This window comes from Enterobacter sp. RHBSTW-01064 (genome assembly GCF_014103035.1).
In the GTDB taxonomy this organism is placed as follows: Bacteria; Pseudomonadota; Gammaproteobacteria; order Enterobacterales; family Enterobacteriaceae; genus Enterobacter; species Enterobacter mori.
Map to the genome: position 1 here is coordinate 21,928 of NZ_JABXOU010000007.1, position 17,054 is coordinate 38,981.

Annotated in this window: 13 protein-coding genes; 10 read left to right on the plus strand and 3 right to left on the minus strand. The window is 54.2% G+C overall.

Going from position 1 to position 17,054, the window contains the following annotated elements; all coding sequences use genetic code 11:
* The first annotated feature begins 3 nt into the window (after positions 1 to 3).
* The 10 genes from HV355_RS19020 to HV355_RS19065 are packed head-to-tail and all read left to right on the plus strand — an operon-like array spanning position 4 to position 11,551.
* Positions 4 to 2,562, plus strand: coding sequence for a beta-ketoacyl-[acyl-carrier-protein] synthase family protein (locus tag HV355_RS19020; RefSeq protein WP_182403044.1), 2,559 nt, complete (start codon positions 4 to 6; stop codon positions 2,560 to 2,562).
* A 4-nt stretch (positions 2,563 to 2,566) separates the two neighbouring features.
* Positions 2,567 to 3,784, plus strand: coding sequence for a beta-ketoacyl synthase (locus HV355_RS19025; protein WP_108415639.1), 1,218 nt, complete (start codon positions 2,567 to 2,569; stop codon positions 3,782 to 3,784).
* A gap of 18 nt (positions 3,785 to 3,802) precedes the next feature.
* Positions 3,803 to 4,753, plus strand: a complete 951-nt coding sequence (locus HV355_RS19030; RefSeq protein ID WP_182403047.1) for an ATP-binding protein — start codon at positions 3,803 to 3,805, stop codon at positions 4,751 to 4,753.
* A 10-nt stretch (positions 4,754 to 4,763) separates the two neighbouring features.
* Positions 4,764 to 5,471, plus strand: coding sequence for an ABC transporter ATP-binding protein (locus tag HV355_RS19035; protein WP_182403049.1), 708 nt, complete (start codon positions 4,764 to 4,766; stop codon positions 5,469 to 5,471).
* The gene (locus HV355_RS19040) at positions 5,455 to 6,102 is read left to right on the plus strand and encodes a hypothetical protein (protein ID WP_126816704.1); all 648 of its coding nucleotides are present in this window, start codon (positions 5,455 to 5,457) and stop codon (positions 6,100 to 6,102) included. Before HV355_RS19035 ends, HV355_RS19040 begins: the two co-directional genes overlap by 17 nt.
* Positions 6,103 to 7,413, plus strand: a complete 1,311-nt coding sequence (locus HV355_RS19045; RefSeq protein WP_010427857.1) for an ABC transporter permease — start codon at positions 6,103 to 6,105, stop codon at positions 7,411 to 7,413.
* A gap of 24 nt (positions 7,414 to 7,437) precedes the next feature.
* Positions 7,438 to 8,211, plus strand: a complete 774-nt coding sequence (locus tag HV355_RS19050) for an outer membrane lipoprotein-sorting protein (RefSeq protein ID WP_172701396.1) — start codon at positions 7,438 to 7,440, stop codon at positions 8,209 to 8,211.
* Positions 8,208 to 9,596, plus strand: coding sequence for a hypothetical protein (locus HV355_RS19055; RefSeq protein ID WP_182403051.1), 1,389 nt, complete (start codon positions 8,208 to 8,210; stop codon positions 9,594 to 9,596). The genes HV355_RS19050 and HV355_RS19055 overlap by 4 nt, the downstream gene beginning before the upstream one ends.
* A gap of 10 nt (positions 9,597 to 9,606) precedes the next feature.
* Positions 9,607 to 10,539 (plus strand): ACP S-malonyltransferase, encoded by a 933-nt coding sequence (locus tag HV355_RS19060; protein ID WP_010427862.1) that lies wholly within the window; start codon positions 9,607 to 9,609, stop codon positions 10,537 to 10,539.
* A gap of 10 nt (positions 10,540 to 10,549) precedes the next feature.
* Complete coding sequence (locus tag HV355_RS19065) at positions 10,550 to 11,551, plus strand: hypothetical protein (RefSeq protein ID WP_126816701.1); 1,002 nt, start codon at positions 10,550 to 10,552, stop codon at positions 11,549 to 11,551.
* Positions 11,552 to 11,623: 72 nt separating this feature from the next.
* Here the strand turns inward: HV355_RS19065 and HV355_RS19070 are convergent, their stop codons facing one another.
* From HV355_RS19070 to HV355_RS19080, 3 genes are read right to left on the minus strand one after another with little or no spacing between them, the layout of a single operon-like run.
* Positions 11,624 to 13,372 carry a TolC family protein gene (locus tag HV355_RS19070; protein WP_089598140.1) on the minus strand — a complete coding sequence of 583 codons (1,749 nt, stop codon included), beginning with the start codon at positions 13,370 to 13,372 and terminating at the stop codon, positions 11,624 to 11,626.
* A 4-nt stretch (positions 13,373 to 13,376) separates the two neighbouring features.
* Positions 13,377 to 14,726 carry an HlyD family type I secretion periplasmic adaptor subunit gene (locus HV355_RS19075; RefSeq protein ID WP_120159496.1) on the minus strand — a complete coding sequence of 450 codons (1,350 nt, stop codon included), beginning with the start codon at positions 14,724 to 14,726 and terminating at the stop codon, positions 13,377 to 13,379.
* Positions 14,723 to 16,972: a type I secretion system permease/ATPase gene (locus HV355_RS19080; protein WP_148400251.1), complete on the minus strand. Its 2,250-nt coding sequence runs from the start codon at positions 16,970 to 16,972 to the stop codon at positions 14,723 to 14,725. The genes HV355_RS19075 and HV355_RS19080 overlap by 4 nt, the downstream gene beginning before the upstream one ends.
* Positions 16,973 to 17,054: the final 82 nt, after the last annotated feature.

Below are 17,054 nucleotides of genomic sequence, written 5' to 3' on the forward strand. Positions count from 1 at the left end.
GTTATGAAGACAAACCGGAAACGCGTTGTTATTACCGGGATTGGGATCCTTTCCTCACTGGCAGAAAACCTTCAGGATTTTAGAGACGCATTATTAAATAAAAAAAATGGCGTCACCGACAGCGTGCGTTTTTCAAAATGGTTTGAAAACGCCCGCGCGGCTGAAGTGTTACATGATATTGATTATTCAGAATTACCGGATGACGTTATTGCGTCACTGGATAATGCCGCACTCTGGGCCTATAAGGTCGGTAAAGACGCGCTGAATCAGGCGGGGCTGGCCGAGAACAAGACGCACCTGAAAGAGACGGGCCTGATTGTGGGCGTCTCCTCCGCGGGCACCGAGGCGTTCTTACCGCTGTTTGAACAACGCATGGAAGATTTCTCCCTGCGTAAAGCGCTGTTCTCCGGCGGTTTCTCTTCCTGCTGTTCCAGCGTCTCTACGCTGCTCGGACTGCAGGGCGGGGTTGAACTGGTTGCGACCGCCTGTACGGCCAGCCCTAACGCGGTCGGCATGGCGTTTGACTATATCCAGAACGGCAAAAGCAAAACGATGCTGGCCGTCGGGACAGAGCCGATCTACCTGCCAACCTTCGCCGGTTTTTATGCCCTGAACGTCATGCATCCGGAAGCCTGTACGCCGTTTTCCGGCAACTCTGGCATGTCGATTGGTGAAGGCGCGGGCGCCGTGGTGCTGGAAGAGTACGAGCACGCCGTCGCGCGCGGCGCCACCATTTACGGTGAAATCCTCTCCTACGCCACCTCCTGCGATGCCTTCCACGAAACTGGACCAGATCCGCGCGCCAGCGGTGCCGTACAGGTGATGCATAAGGCGATGGAAAACGCGGGCGTCACCCCGGAGCAGATTGAGTACGTCAACGCCCACGGTACCGGCACTGAAGCGAACGACCGCATCGAAACGCTGGCAATGAAAAAGGTGTTCGCCAACAACGAGAAGCTGTTGGTCAGCTCCACCAAGTCTTACTTTGGCCATAACATCGGTGCGGCGGGTATCGTCGAACTGATCGCGTGTCTGGTGACGTTGCCGGATAACCGCGTTCTGCCGACGCTGAACTTCAACAACGCGCGTCCAAACTGCGATCTGGACTACGTGCCAAACGACTTCCGCGACCAGAAAATCAACCTCTTCATGAAGAACAATTATGCCTTCGGCGGTAATAACTGCAGCATGATTATCAGCATGGAGCCGTGTTCTGTTCCGGTCAGCACCTACGACGAAAAACGCGTGGCAATTTCCGGTCTGGGGGCCGTCTCCGCGATTGGTCACACCGTTAACGAGATCCTCGATAACGTCTGGAAGCAGAACCATACCGTTGAACTGGGTGGCGTCACCTTCCCGGAAGACACGCTGGAAGAGGCGAAAGAGCTGCTGGATGTGCTTGAATCAACCCGTCAGTTTGAGACGCTGTTTGGTGAAGAGTTCAGCGTGCTGACGGCCACCCGTCCGGAAGCGAACGAGCACTTTAAAACCTTCCAGGTCACCGGCCTTGAGCCGCGTAAGCATCTGCGTCGCTTTGACCCGCGTAAAGCCACCCGTGGCGGCACCTTCGCGCTGATTGCGCTGTCCGAAGCGCTGGAACAGGCGAAGCGTAAAATTAAACGTGATGGCGATGCGCTAGGCATGGTGATGGGGATGTCCAGCGGCCCACAGGAAACCACCTACAAATACCTGCAAAGCCTGAAGCCAGACCCGCGCAAGGTCAGAACCTCTGAGTTCCCGGGCTCGCTGATGAACTCAATCCCGACGTTCTGCGGTATTTCCGAAGGGATCAAGGGCTACACCACCACCCTGGCGACCGGGGAGAATGCGGCATTAGGCGCATTAACCTACGGCTACGAAATCGTGCGTCAGGATCTGCAGCCGCAGGTGCTGGTGGGCGGTGCGGACGAGTATTTCCCGTCGATGTCACTTTATATGAATGCCGTCACCCGCAAGCTCCATATGACCTCTGACGCTCGCGACTACCACATCTACGGTAACGATTCGAAGGGCTACATTCCCGGCGAAGGTGCCTGCATGCTGCTGCTGGAAGATCCGCAGCGCGCCGCAGAGCGTGGTGCTGAGGTGCTGGCAGAAGTGGTCGGTTACGGTAAAGCCTGTAGCAACAGCTATTTCGATGCCTCTCAGCAGGACGAGAAATCCGCCTCCATGGCGCTGGCGATTACCCGTGCGCTGAAAGATGCCGGCGTCACGGCGCAGGAGATCGATCTGGTCTGCGGCACCAGCAACGGCAGCGATGAAAGCTCACGCATTGAAATCGATGCCATCGTTGAAGCCTTCGCTCAGGCCAAACCGGACGTGCCGGTCGTGAACTATAACGCCTGCTTTGGCTTTGTCGCGTCTGCTGCCGGGCTGCTTAACCTGGCCGTCATCATTGACTGTATTAAGAAGCAGGCGGTTCCCGCCATTCCTCATACCGTTGAGTTCTTCGATAAGCGAATCAACTTCGTTCGTGAACCGTTGACGCTCGCCCTGAAGCACGTGCTGCTGGTGGGCGCGACGGAAGGCGGCAACTACTACGCGTTTGTGATTAAAGGATAATATTGTGGATAATGCCGCTATCATTTCGGGGTTCAGTTCCTGTCTGCCGTTTGCCGAAGACAGTATTCAGCTTATTCAAAATCTGAAGCTGGGCAAACGTGTTGAAAGAAAGCCCTGGTTTAAATCCGACGACGAGGCAATTAAGTGTGGGTTCGATGGCAATAAGCATATTGCCACGCTGGATCATACGGATGATAGCGCATTAGATCTGCTTTATCGTCTGATCGACGATGCACTCGCCCAGGCCGGATTAGATGTTCAATGGCTGGCCGGGTGCAACGCCCGCGTTTATTTAACCGGCATCGGCCCTCGGGTCGATGGCATGGCCTTCAAGAGTTTCTATAACAAAAATGATATTGAAGATATTCATCTGACAAAATCATTAATGACCCTGCACGTCGATAATATGTCGCAGGATCGTATTGCCGGAAATCTTGCGCGTAAATATCACCTGCAGTATTTACCGCCCAATATGAACTGCACCAGTAATTCAGCGATGACGGCGGTGCATTTAGGTTGCCAGGCAATTGAGCATGGCGGCGTTGATATTGTGCTGGTGGTGAACTGCTCAAAAATTAAAACCCAGGATATCTGGTTCCTCGATACCCAGTCGATGCTGGATACGCACCTGGTCCAGCCGTTCGGTGAAAACAGTAAAGGCGTGCTTTTTGCTGAGGGATACAGCGCGATCCTGCTGGAAAATGCGCGCCACCGACGCGCCAGAAAAGCGGGGCATGGGATACGACTGCAAACCACCTACACGCAGATCAGCGCCGGAAGAAGCAATGACAGTTCCTGGCTCAGCACCAATGTATTAAAGGTGATGCAGGCCGCGATGAAAAAAGCGGACCTCAGCACGGAAGATCTGTGCGCGATTATGCCGCACGGCAACGGCTCATCCATCAGTGATAAAGCGGAAGCAAAAGCGATAGAGGTCTTTGCTGAGGGGAATACCCTTCCGGTTCTGGCCTATAAAGGCCAGATTGGCTATACCGCCACCGGCTCAGGCATCGTCGATTTAATTATTGGTCACCATACGTTATCGCAGAAAGAGCTGATTTCACCCGTGGGCAACGACGCCATTATTGATAGCGTTGCGCAGCATGTTGTTATTGACCGCGGCATCATTGGGCACCACAAAAACCATCTGCTTAAGGTAGGGGTTGGCGTGGATGGTTCAATTATCGGTGCCGTGATGTCTGATATTCATCGAGGCCTTTGAACGATTATGGAGAGCCCTATGTATTTATCCTCATTTTCGCTTATTGAGCCGGAAGATAAATTTTATTTCTATCAACCCAGCTGGTTAAACGCCTGGGAAGCACACTTATACAATAAGGCGATGAAATCCACCCACGCTCATGGCTGGGGATTAAAACGTTTTGGTACGCAGCCGGATCTCTATCCCGGTGAAATGATCCGTAACCCGCAATATCAAAAATACCTTGAGGCGATGGAGCAGGCGGCGGATGACGCGCTTATGGCGCTGCCCACAAAAGAGCGGATGCGGTTATTGAAGCAGCGCACGGCATTTATTTATGTCGACGCCTGGGGGGAATCCGGCCCGTTTGAGAATATTTCCAGCGCGCTGCATATCTCAGCGATCGACACGCTGCCCAAAAATCTGGTCAAGAAATTCTCGGTTAACGCTCCCACCTGCAAGCTCCGCGGTGAGAAGCAATCCTTCGTGCAGGCCCTCAGCCTGGCCAACGACTACCTGAGCTGGGATGTGTTTGATTTTGTCGTGATCTGCACGGCGTACCGGGCGATCCCGATCCTGGTGTTTTCTGATGAAGACATTGCCCTCAAGTGGGGAGAGAAGCGTAAAGGCAAGGCCGAAGACGTCAATTTAACGGTTGAACGCGCCGGGTGTTTCATCTTCAGCCAGCAGGAAAGCGCTATCCGGGTGAAGGGTGGGCAATACGTCATGGCCGATGCCATTGAGCACACTCAGGTTCCTGAACAGATTGCATTTTCGGGCCTGCGAAAAGACCTGCTGTCTCGCTCGACGCTGCCCGCGAAGAACACGCTGGATCTGGTTGATCTCTACGGTGCCAGCGGCTGCCTGACTCCAGCGTTAAGTTTTGCCTGGCTCAAACAACATGCTGATTTTTCGGGGCGATTAAGAACCATCGTTCCCGACAAGCAGTTTGGTTACAGCTATTTCGACATTGAATATTGCAAGGAATAACGACATCTCCATGAGCGGAATAATTAAAGAACTCCCAACGATATCGCTGAACAATATCTATAAGAGTTATGGCTCGGGCGAAGGCAAAGTCAATGCCCTGAAAAATATCAATCTGGAAATAGAAAAAGGCGAATTTCTGGCGCTCTGCGGGCCTTCCGGCAGCGGCAAAAGTACGTTGTTAAATATCCTGTCGGGAATTGATAAACCCACCGTCGGTTCGGTGATGTTTCTGAAAAAATTACTGAATCATCTGCCGGAAGACCAATTATCGGCGATCCGCGGCAAGCATTTGGGTTTTATTTTTCAGTTTTTCAATCTGATACCGGTACTGAGTGTTTTCGATAACGTTTTTTTCCCGCTGGTGTTAAACGGCCACGTCGGGAAAAAAGAGGCCAAAGAGCGGGCGCTGCACTTCATCGACAGCGTCGGGCTTGCGGGATTCACCGAGCGTAAACCGGGCCAGCTTTCGGGCGGCCAGCAGCAGCGCGTGGCCATCGCCCGGGCGCTGGCGCACGACCCGCAGGTGGTCATTGCCGATGAGCCGACCGGAAACCTCGATCTGGTCACCGGGGAGGCCATTCTGGATCTTCTGCTGAAAATTAACCAGGAGACGCGCACCACTTTTATTATTTCCACGCATTCAAGCCAGCTTAAAGAGCGTGCGCGGCGCGTGGTTGAAATTAAGGACGGAGTTTTAGTTCATGATTCACAATCGTAATTTTTTCCTTCTTTGCTGGTTTTTGCTGTGCCTGGCCTATGTCGGGAACATCAAAGCCGCACCGGCGCCCGTCGCCGAGCATGTCATTAAGAGCGGTTTTCCGCAGGAAGCGGACATGCTTGCAGAGATGACGCAGTCGCTCTTTAAAGAATACAAAGCCAACGACAATCCTCTTTCGCTGGTTTTCTATGCCTACGGAACGTTGCGTCAGGCCGATCGCGCTCTCCAGACCAACGATTTTATTCGCGCATCTGAGTACGGGAAAACGGGCTTTTTCTATCTGGACGAGGCGGTTGATCTGTATGAAGACAACATGCTGGTGCGCTATATGCGTGCCCGGGTCGATGCCTGGCTGCCTGCGTCAATCGGGCGCTGCGTGGTGACGTTAAACGATACGGAAAAAATGCTGAATACGCCTGACGTATTCAATGCCGGGCTGGTGGAACACATCAACGAAATGCGTTATCGCGCGCTGTTGAGTTGCAAACGCAAGCGGCAGGCAGACGCGTTACTGGCAGAGATTGAACTGCGTAATGCGAATACGGCATCGTCTCTGGCATCGGGCAGTGCGCCAGAGTGGGATATCAACGAAGTGACAGAAGTATTGTTGCCGCTGGCGAAAGGGAAATAAATGTCCGGGGAAATGGTGTTAGCGAATAGCGTTGTGTTGTTGATCCTGCTTTTTGTCCTCTGGTGTGTCGTATTCCGATCGCGGGACGTGAAGTTTGCTTTTTTAAATCTGTTTCGCCACAAAAGGCGATCGTTTTCGACCATGGCGGCCATCATGCTGGGCGGCGTGTCGATTTTCCTGTACGGCGGGTTTATTGATTACTCTTTCTGGATTTTGAAAGAGCAAACGATTCGAACCAATATTGGTCATGTGCAAATTTATAACAAAAATTATTTTGAGACCTCTAATAAAAACAAAAGCCTGATCGACGATTATCCGGCATTAAAGAAAGCGATTCTTAACGATCCGGCTCTGGCTGAGGATATCTCGACGCTCTCTGGTCAGCTGGAGTTCACCGGCGTTATTTCACAGTATGAGAGTGAAACCTCCAGCTATTTTTCCGCGCTGGGCGTTGAACCGCTACCTGCACTGAAGCTGGGCTCGTTTGATAAATTAATCACCGGCAGCGATCTGTCCCGCATCCGCACGGACGAAATCACGCTGGGAAGCGGCCTGGCGAAAACGCTGAATGCGCATTACGACGACTGGCTGGACGTGCTGGTGGTCAATACGCAGGGCGGGCAGGGCGCGCTCTCCATGAAGCTACGCGGCATCTTTGAATCCGGGATCAAAGATTACGATGACGTGGCGATGAAAATTCCGCTGGGTACGGCTCAACGTATTATGGGCACCAACAGCGTGAGTAAAGTGCTGATCCTGCTGAAAGAGGACGATACAGCCGCGTTCACGGCGAAACTGCGTGGCTTTATTGCCGAGCATAACTTACCGCTGATCGTAAAAGACTGGAAAGACGCCTCGATATTTTATCAGCAGGTGGAAGGGCTGTTATCCGGGATCTATTTCTTTATTAAGCTGATTGTCGGTCTGATTGTCATCTTCATGATCGGTAATTCGATGACGATGAATATTATCGAACGCACCCGTGAAATTACGACGCTCAGAGCCATCGGCCTCAAACCGCTGCATGTGACCCGCCTGTTTTTACTGGAAGGGATTTTCATCGGCATTATCGGCGCGATTGGCAGTCTGGCGATAGGTTACGCCATTGCCAGCGTCATTAATCTGTACGGTATCGCGATGCCACCGTCGCCGGGGCAATCGCAGGGCTATACCGCATTTATTAAAACCGACAGCGTCGCGCTTAACTGGATAACCCTGGTATTGCCGATCCTGACCGCCACGGGGGCCTCGGTATTACCCGCATTACGTGCTTCACGGCTCAATATTTCGGACGCATTTAAATTCTCGTAAGGAAGCGATATGAAACGCAGTGTTATGGCCTCACTCCTTTTGGGTGCCTGTCTGTTTTCGGCAGGGGCGTACTCCGCCTCTGCCGATGACAAGGCGGTGGATATTATTCGTCGTGCGGATGAAGTCCGTTCGCCAAATAAACCCTTTCGCTACACCCTCACCATCCATGAATTTAAAACGGGCGCCACGCAGCCCGACAATAAACAGGTGCTGGATATTTCCATGCGCTTTATGAAGCCAGAAGGTGAGATGAAAGCGGATGCCCGCTCCCTGGCGCGCTTTATTTATCCGCCGCGCGACAAGGGAAAGGTGCTGCTCTCTGACTGGTACGATTTATGGTTCTACACGCCAGAACTCCGCCGTCCTGTTCCCGTCTCTCGCCAGCAGCGTCTGATTGGGCAAATTTCCAATGGCGACGTCATTGTCACCAACTTTGAATATGCCTACGACGCCACGCTGAAGGGTGAAGAGCCTTGCGGCGAAACGCAGTGCTATAAGCTGGAGCTGGTGCGTAAATCGGCTGAAGTGACCTGGCCGAAGGTGGACTATTACGTTGAAAAAGAGGGGGATAACCGTCCTTATAAAGCAGCCTATTTCTCTCTGGACAATAAGTTAATTAAAGAAGTGCTGTATCAGGATTTCCAGATGGTATTAGGCAAAATGCGCCCGATGAAAATTGTGGTGAAAGAGGCGCGCCACGGCAAGAGTTATTCCGTCATGACCTACAGCGATGTGCGTTATGAATCGTTACCTGAATCGGCGTTCACCCGAGAGTCTATTCAGCGAGGCGCGAAATGAAGCGCACGTTAACAGGCTTAACCCTGATGCTCGCCGCGCTGCCCGTCAGCGTATTCGCGGATTGTCTGTCCGGCAGTGACGTTGCAAAGAACACGTCTGTCACGCTGTATGAGCAGGTGTCTGTCGTTAAAAAACAGATTTCGGAGTGGCGAATCAATGGCCGAAACCCGTACACCCGACACAATATCTACAACGATGCCGGGGTGAATGTCGCAAGCCGCTGTTCGCTGGTTGAGGATACGCTGGACCTGGATTTATCCCTCTATGGGCTAACCTGGTATTCCCCACGTAAGCTCGGTGCGTTTGAAGAAGATGACCGCCGTTCACGTCTGTTAATTGAGCGCCTTAAGCTGGTCTACACCCTGTCGGACAGCCTGCAGCTTGAGGTCGGGAAGCTTCCGTCCAGGCCGGGGCTCTTCTTCCTGCGCTCGCCTTCGGATCTCACGCCGCATTATTACGACGGTGCAAAACCGACGCGGCTTTACGATCCTCAGCTCCGCTCGGCTTATCAGTCCTCCTCCTGGGCTGCAACGCTGACGATGGATAGCCGGGACGAGTCGCTTTCGCTGACGATGATCCCGAAGCTGGCGACGGTGGATGAATACTATCTGACTTCCGGGAACTGGTCTGCGAATCAGCGTGGCAACAGCAGTGAATCCTGGCTGCTGAGCTATAACTCCCATGTCTTCCGTGACCATACGCCGGGGATGCGCGTCCTGATGGGCGACTCGCTGTCGCTCGCGCTTTCAGACAGTTACAACTATACCCCTCAGCTCACGCTCAATGCCGACGTGGCGTGGCATGCGGAGCAGCGCTGGCGTCATCTGTCTGAAGAGAAAAGCGCTGAGCTGGAGCGGTATCAGTTCCCCACCTCGCTGTATGAAACAAAAGAGAAACAGGGCGTTGAGCTGGCCGTGGGCGGGCAATATACCTCTGATACCTTCAACGTTTTCGGCCTGGAATACTATTACCAGAGCGAAGGCTATTCACGATCAGAATGGCGCAAGCAGCGCGATCTGATGACCTTTTTGAACACCGGCACAGGCTATGCACCGCTCGACAGGGCATATGATTCCTATAAATACCTGATGGCCTCCGAGATAAGCAATACCGGGAACAAAGGCATGCTGCAGGGAAAACATTATCTCAACGCCTGGTCCAGCGTGCAGTTCACGCATCAGATTACCGCACAGCCCTATTTCATCCTTAACCTGATGGATAAAAGCACCATGGCAGGGCTACACCTCAGCGCACCGCTGACGTTTATTGATGACCAGCTGGAAGCGTATACCGGCGTCTATTCCGCACTGGGTAGCGCAAATTCTGAGTTTGCATTCTTCGGTGATGTCGCCGGTGGTTACGTTGGCTTTAAGTATTATTTATAAGGAAATGACTATGACGCTTGATAATGCATCGCAGCCTGTCGTGCTGCTGTTTTCCGGGCAAGGGAACCCGGTAATCGGGATGGGCAGCGATCTGTGGGATCTGAATTCGACGACGAAACAGATCTGGGATTGCGCCAGCGATATTTCTGGCCTCGATCTTCGCCGACTCTGCCTCAAGGGGCCGATGAACAGATTGATCCAGACCACGGTACAGCAGCTGGCCGTCACGGCGATCAACGTATCGCTCTATAGCCTTTGCCGTGAGCGTTTCCCCAACCTGCGGGTGACGGGGGCCTGCGGCCACAGCGTCGGGGAATACAGTGCGCTCTATGCGGCGGGGGCAGTCTCTCTGGAGACCTTATTCCGCACCCTGCATTTCCGTGCCAGCACCATGGATGCGGTGAGCAAAAAGCAGAAAGGGGCAATGATCGCGCTGAAAGGGGCGGATTTTGCCACCCTGAGCGACATCATCACCCGTTCCGGGATTGCGCTGGATATCAGCTGTGACAACACGCCGCGCCAGCAGGTTATCGGCGGGACACCGGCGGCACTGAGCGACTTCGCCCAGGTGCTGGCGGATGAGGGCTATGAGCCGATCAAACTCGGCGTCAGCGGTGCCTGGCACACGCGTTTAATGGAAGAGGGCGTCCAGCTGATGCGGGATTTCCTCGCCGGACAACCTTTCACCTCACCCGCGTATGATGTGCTGATGAACGTGACGGGCAGGATGGAAATCGTGCCGGAAAACATCAAAGAAAATCTGTCGTTGCACCTGACCCACACGGTGAAATGGAACGATTCTGTCGCCAGATTTATCAACCATTCAGAGCGTCCGCTGTTCCTGGAGATGAGTAACAAACCTTATCTCGGTCAAATGCTGAATGATTTTGCCGGTTTTAATGCCGAACGCGTCCTGCACTGCAGAAAAGCATTAGAGATGTAATGGTCGAAATATGATTCCAGATTATTTAACGTTCATTCGCTTTCAGGATAAAAGGAACCTTCTTTTTATCTCTATCGTGACCTTGATCCTGATGGGTTTTTACTGGAAAAACGCCGGATTTTCCTTTACCCGGCAGGATGCCTGGCTGGCGAGCGGTATTTTTGCGCTGATCCTGTATAGCTTCATTGCCGATCTCAAGGCGTTCTGGGCCTATAAGTGCGTGGTCAAAAATGTCGATTTATCTGTGTTTCTGCAGAAAGAGAATAAGCCGGTGAATGCGATGATTGTCGAACCGGTGATGGTGCTCGCGATCGCCACGCTGGTTTTCGCAGGCATTATTGCGCTGATGCTCACCCTGGCTCAGCCTGGGATCGTGCTGCTGACGCTGACCATCGTCGCGCCGCTCATCGTCTGGGGAATGTTTGCGGCGATGCGTTCGATCTACATCCGACAGGTCATCGCCTCGGCGCGGGACAAAGGGAAATATAAACGTCTGTCCCATTATGTCGCCATTGCTGTCGTCATGTCCGTCGTCATGAACCTGCTGACGATTAGCCCCTTACGGAACAGTGAACAGTTCGATCGCTATGGCCGTTACTTCACCCTCGAGTCCATCATTACCATGCTGGTGCTCTGCGCGGTGGTGCTGGCCATTAATCTGCTGTTTTTACGGTTCACGAAGCGGTATATCTTCCTGGGGCATCTTTTCCTTAACGAGATCGACCTGTTTTTCTCCCCGACGATCCCCTGGCGCAGCCTGTCCGAAAAACCTTTGTGGCTGAGGCTGGTGATGCTGGTGGGTGTGGAGTTTGTCTGGTCGGCCGTGGTGGGATTGCTACTCACGCTGCTGGGGTGGAAGGTGTGGTTTGAGGTGTATTTCCTGCTGAGCTACCTGCCTTGTCTGGCCTATTACACCCTCCACGCCTGGTGGAAATGGCATAACGATTTCATGATGTCGAGCGACATGTATTTGCGCTGGGCGGAGATCGATAAAGAAAACGCCCTCTGGTAAGACGCGAAGGGCAATAAAAAAGCCAGACCCTCAGCAATGAGGGTCTGGCTTTTTTTATCAGGTCGATACGGCTCAGGCTATCCGCATCCAGGTGAGCATCATCGCGGCGCTGGCAATGACGTTCACGTTGGAAATGTACCCGTCATAACGATTATTAATGGCGGAAAGCTGGTTGTTAAAGTGGTCGTTTTCAGCGGTCAGCACATCCAGCAACGTGCGTTTACCCAGGTGATACCACTGCTGGTAGAACATCTGGCGCACGCGGTCAGTTTCGCCTGAGAGACGCTCGTAATCATCTGCACGCAGGAATGACGAGTCGCGTACCTGCACCTGATAGTTAATCTGATACTCCAGATCGCGGTAGCTCACTTCATATTGCTGCTGCGCCACGTTGGCTTTTGCGCGGGCCGTCATCTGAGCGGCGCGCTGAGAGCCGCCGCTAAACGCCTCCCACTCCACGTTAAGGCCGGTATACCAGCCCGCTTCATTACCGTTACCGTCCTTGGCGGTGCTCTTGGAGACCACCCAGTTTACCTGCGGCAGCGCAGCCGATTTAATGCTTTCTGCTTCCGATTCCGCCGCGCGGACTTTGGACTGCAGGTTAAGCATCATCGGGTTCTTGTCCAGCGAGCCGATGGCGACGGATGCCGGGATAATCGTATCCTGCCAGCTCAAATTCTCTGGCAGCACAGGCTCTGCGCCAAGCAGGCGCACAAGCTTGATTTTACTGGCGCTCAGTTGATGCTCGATGTTGTCGAGACTCGCCTGAGCGGACATCAGTTTCGCTTTCGCCTGCACCAGTTCGCTTTCTCTGCCGCGGTCCGCCTGGGTGATTTGCGACAGCATGTTGACCAGCTCTTTCATGCGGCCAACATAGTTCTTCGCCACCTGTTTACTTTGCTGGTACCGACTCATGTTCATTAGCTCGGACACGGTGTTATAGGCCAGCTGCTCGCGAGAATACTCTTTGGAATAGCGGGCCGCTTTTGCCGTTTCCAGCGAGTTATCGACCTGATGGCTGATTCGTCCCCAGTCGATCACGGGGGTGTTGACGGATACCGTCCCGCTGGAGTCGCTGATATGCGTATTGTTGGACGACTGGCGGTCTCCCCCCACGGTTGTCAGCGGCGACGTTACGCCCAGCCGCACCTGCGGCATACGCTGGCCTTTGACCTGATCCACCATGTAGTCCGAGGCCAGAACCTCAGAGGAGGCCGCACGCAGCTCAGGGCTGTACGCCAGCGCTCTTGCCACCATGCTGCGCAGGAATTCCCGCGAATCATTGGTGCTGGCACCGTTGAAATAGCCGTGCGACATGCCGCTGGTGGCGCGGGGGCTTGCCGATGCGCCCTGTTGGCGAACGTTCGCGTAGGCCGGTTCGGGCTTATAGTATTCTTTAACGGGCGGGAAGAAATCGTAATTCGTTTTCAGTGCCGCTTTGTTACTCGTACTGTTCTCGAGCGTCGGCTCAGGTGCCACAGTTTGCTGCGTCGCGGCGTAGCTTGCCGGTCGCGATGCGGGGTACGTTTGCGTAGGTACGGTTTTATGCGTACTGGCGTACTGCGACTGCGTGCGCATCGAGGGCAGCGAAGTCCGTTGAACCGTCCCCGGCGTGCTCGCGCGTACCGCAGGCTGCGCTGGCGTCTGCGCGGCGCGGGTTAACTGTGACTGTGTGCGCATCGGCGGCAGCGAGGACAGGTCTTTTTTAACCTGCGCCACGTCAGCCGCGTGGAGCGGAATGACAAAAGAAGAGCAGGGCAAACAGAGTGCAACCGCGGTGGCTACCCTGGCCCAACGACGCTCTTTACGTGCCTTAACCATAAAATTATCTCTCTCTGAATGCTTCGCGCGCTTTCAGTATCGGTTTGAGGATGTAAGACAAAATGGTCTTCTCCCCGGTTCTGATTTCAACGTTCGCCACCATGCCTGGTATGATTGGGAACTCCTTGTCTTTAACCTGCAGTGCCGCCCGATTGGTGCGGACGAAGACCCGGTAATAGGTCGAATCGCCACGTCCCTGACGCGCTTTTTCCTCATCAATCAGGGTGTCGGAACTCAGGTGCTCGACGACGCCGGTTAACCCGCCGTAAATGGCGTAGTCGTAGGCGGTAATTTTTACCGTGGCGGGCAGCCCCGGATGGATAAAGGCCACATCGGACGGTTTGATTTTGGCTTCGACCAGCAGGTTATCTTCGAGCGGGATGATGGTCATGATTTCCGCCCCTTGCTGAATAACGCCGCCGCGCGTGGTCACGCGAATGTTGTTGACGGTGCCGCGTACCGGCGCAACCACCGTGGTTCGGTTCATCACATCCTGACGCCCGCGCAGGATCTCTTCCGCCTGCGCCAGTTCAGATTCCAGCCGGTTAAGCTCGCTGTTGGCGTCGGAGCGGAAGCGGTTGGTCCGCTCTGCGATCTGCAGGCTGAACTCGTTGGCCTGACGCTTCAGGCGCAGGATCTCCACATCTGACATCAGCCCTTTACGGGCCAGCGGCTCTGACAGGCTGACCTCGTTTTGCGCCAGGGACAGGCTGCGCTGTAAGGCCTGAACGCTCTCGTTCAGGGTTTTGAGGCGCGCGTTATAGGCCTGGGTTTCATCACGCACGATGGACTCAATCCCGGCGATGTCGGGCGGGAAGGACAACGGCGTGTCGTAAGCTTCCGCGCGAAGGCGGGCAATGCTGCCCTTAAGCCCCTGCACTTTAGAGAGGGATTCACCGTAGCTGGCCCCGGCGCGGGTCGGGTCAATTTTCAGCAGAATTTGCCCTTTCTCGACGATATCCCCCTCCTGAACGTTCAGCTCCTCAAGAATCCCCCCCTCCAGGCTCTGAATGAGCTGCTCGCGGCTGGCCGGGATCACTTTGCCATCGCCACGGGTGATCTCCTCAACCCGGGCGAAATGCGCCCACACCAGCGACACCACCACCACCAGGGCGATGGTGTAGAGCATGATCATGCTGAACGGGGTTTTCTGTGCGATCAGCGCGCCCTGCAGGTCATGCATGAATTTCAAATCGTCTGCTTTGACCTTTCCTGTGGCCTGCGGTTTTTGCACTGCCAGCTGCGTTTTCCCGCCGTTGCCGTCTACCTTTCTCAACGCCGTGGAGGATGCATCCGTCCCGGAGTCGGCCTCTCCCTTTGAGGCGTTATGATTAACTTCGTCCTCGTTCATCATCCATTTACACCTTGTTTCTGTTGCTTCTCTTCAACCGAATGCATCGCTTGTTTTTTCTTCATCACATTCTCATTCAGGCTGGCCATCACCTGATCTTTTGGCCCGTCTTTCACGACATGCCCGTCTTCCAGCACAATCAGACGCTCAACCAGGCTCAGTACCGACATGCGATGGGTCACAATGATCAGCGTTTGCCCTTGCGTCGCCTCTTTGAGCCGACGCAGGAACAGCGTTTCGGTCATGGCATCCATTGAGCTGGTGGGTTCATCCATCAGCAGGACCTTTGGGCGCAGCAGCAGGCAGCGGGCCAGGGCGACAAGCTGTTTTTGTCCACCGGAAAGGCAGTTGCCCATTTCGCCAATTGGCATGTCAAAACCCAGCGGGTGTCTGGCGGCCACGTGATCCAGCCCGGTCAGACGCACGACGCGCAGGAACTCCTCCGTGCTTACGCCGGGGTTGCCAATGATGATGTTGTAGCGCAGCGTGCCGAAAAAGAGACGGCAATCCTGGCCGACATAGCCCACCGCGGCTCGCCAGTCCGCCGGGTCAATCTGGGTGGCATCTACGCCGTCAATGAACATCTGGCCGCTGCTTTGTTGATACAGGCGGGCCATCACGCGCAACAGCGTCGATTTCCCGCTGCCGATTTTGCCCAGCACGGCGATTTGCTCACCGGCTTCAACATTGATGTTGATGTTGTCGAGGATGCGCGGCGCAACCATCATGCCCGGCACCGGATAGGTAAAGCCCACCTTGTTGAGGCGCATGCTGCCGGTGAAATTCGGCGTCGGCAGATAATTGAGCAAGGCATCGCGGTCGGTCGGTGTTTCCATCAGCTGGTTCAGCGATTTCAGCGCGGTTTTGGCATGCTGATAGCGCAGCGCTAATCCGACAACCGACGCCAGCGGCGCAAGCGAGCGGCTGGAAAGGATCACCACCCCAATCATCGCCCCCATCGACAGCTCGCCAGCGTGAATGAGATACACGCCAAGAACGACGATGCAGACCGTCGTGATTTGCTGCACGAAAGAGACAAAGTTGGTCGTCAGCATCGAGAGATAACGCGTTTTCATCGACGACGCGGCTGCCAGAGCGCTGAAATCATCCCAGCGTTTTTGCATCACCCCTTCGCCCTGTGCCGCTTTCAGCGCTTCCAGCCCTTCAATGCTCTCAATCAGCAGACCCTGCTTCAGTGAGATTTCGCGGACGTTCTCTTCCATGTAGCGGCCCAGCGGCCACTGGATGATGATGCTGACAATCAAAATCAGCGGCATCGCGACTAACGGCACGATCGCCAGCGGGCCGCCAATCAGGTAGATGACGAACATGAAGAGGGCGCAAAACGGCAGGTCGGACAACGTTGCCAGCGTTGCTGAGGTAATAAAGTCGCGCACGGCCTCAAAATCACGCAGCTGGTTGGCAAAGGTGCCCGAGGACTGTGGCTTGTATTCCATTCGCATCGACATCACCTGACGGAACAGTTTTGCCCCGAGTATCAGGTCCGCTTTTTTCCCGGCGATGTCGATCAGGTAGGCTCGAATTTGTCGGCTACAAAATTCAAATACAATGGCAATCACCACGCCAATCGCCAGCGACCACAGCGTTACGTAGGCCTGCGTGGGAATGACGCGGTCATAGACGTTCATGGTAAAGAAGGTGCCTGCCAGCGTGAGAATGTTCGCCAGCAGAGCGGCCAGCGCCGCGCTGTAGAAGTAGTGGCGGTAGCGCCATAGCGTCGAATAGAGCCAATGCCCTTCCGCCTGAGCCTGCGGCAACAGCTGATCGTCTGCACGCTCGTCCAGCGTCGGCTTGCGCGTCGTGACGAGGGCATAACCGCCGTAGACGTCGTTTAACTCCGCCTCCGTCACGACAACGGTTCCTTCGTTTTCCGGTACCACAATCTTATAAGTATGTTCTCCGCGCTTTCCGTTACGCGCGGTAAGAATGCAATAGGTCCCGTCTTTACGTGCTATCAGTAAAGGAAATAGCCACGAGGAGAGGGTGCTCAGATCGCGCTTTACCCAACCGGCAGATATTCCCATCTGGTCAAGCATGCGCAATGCCATTTCTGGCTCAAGCTTGTCGCTTTTTGGCAGGCCAGCATAGAGGACTTCTTTGCTGGCAAACTTAGCATGATGTGTACAAAGCCATTCAACACCCCACAGAAGGGAATCTTTTCGGGGATCTTCAATATTATTGAAGTCGTGCTCTGAATTAATTTCAACGGTGGAAAGATGCGTGCTCATTATCGAATCCAGACCTGTAGTGACGTTCCTCACTTAGAATTAAAAAAGTAAAGAATGTGCGATTTAAAAAACGACCAGAAAC

What these genes read in the sequence shown, in the direction of transcription:
- HV355_RS19020 (WP_182403044.1), top strand. Translation starts at nt 4, where the DNA reads ATGAAGACAAACCGGAAACGCGTTGTTATTACCGGGATTGGGATCCTT.
- HV355_RS19030 (WP_182403047.1), top strand. Translation starts at nt 3,803, where the DNA reads ATGTATTTATCCTCATTTTCGCTTATTGAGCCGGAAGATAAATTTTAT.
- HV355_RS19035 (WP_182403049.1), top strand. Translation starts at nt 4,764, where the DNA reads ATGAGCGGAATAATTAAAGAACTCCCAACGATATCGCTGAACAATATC.
- HV355_RS19040 (WP_126816704.1), top strand. Translation starts at nt 5,455, where the DNA reads ATGATTCACAATCGTAATTTTTTCCTTCTTTGCTGGTTTTTGCTGTGC.
- HV355_RS19045 (WP_010427857.1), top strand. Translation starts at nt 6,103, where the DNA reads ATGTCCGGGGAAATGGTGTTAGCGAATAGCGTTGTGTTGTTGATCCTG.
- HV355_RS19050 (WP_172701396.1), top strand. Translation starts at nt 7,438, where the DNA reads ATGGCCTCACTCCTTTTGGGTGCCTGTCTGTTTTCGGCAGGGGCGTAC.
- HV355_RS19055 (WP_182403051.1), top strand. Translation starts at nt 8,208, where the DNA reads ATGAAGCGCACGTTAACAGGCTTAACCCTGATGCTCGCCGCGCTGCCC.
- HV355_RS19060 (WP_010427862.1), top strand. Translation starts at nt 9,607, where the DNA reads ATGACGCTTGATAATGCATCGCAGCCTGTCGTGCTGCTGTTTTCCGGG.
- HV355_RS19065 (WP_126816701.1), top strand. Translation starts at nt 10,550, where the DNA reads ATGATTCCAGATTATTTAACGTTCATTCGCTTTCAGGATAAAAGGAAC.
- HV355_RS19070 (WP_089598140.1), bottom strand. Translation starts at nt 13,372, where the DNA reads ATGGTTAAGGCACGTAAAGAGCGTCGTTGGGCCAGGGTAGCCACCGCG.
- HV355_RS19075 (WP_120159496.1), bottom strand. Translation starts at nt 14,726, where the DNA reads ATGATGAACGAGGACGAAGTTAATCATAACGCCTCAAAGGGAGAGGCC.
- HV355_RS19080 (WP_148400251.1), bottom strand. Translation starts at nt 16,972, where the DNA reads ATGAGCACGCATCTTTCCACCGTTGAAATTAATTCAGAGCACGACTTC.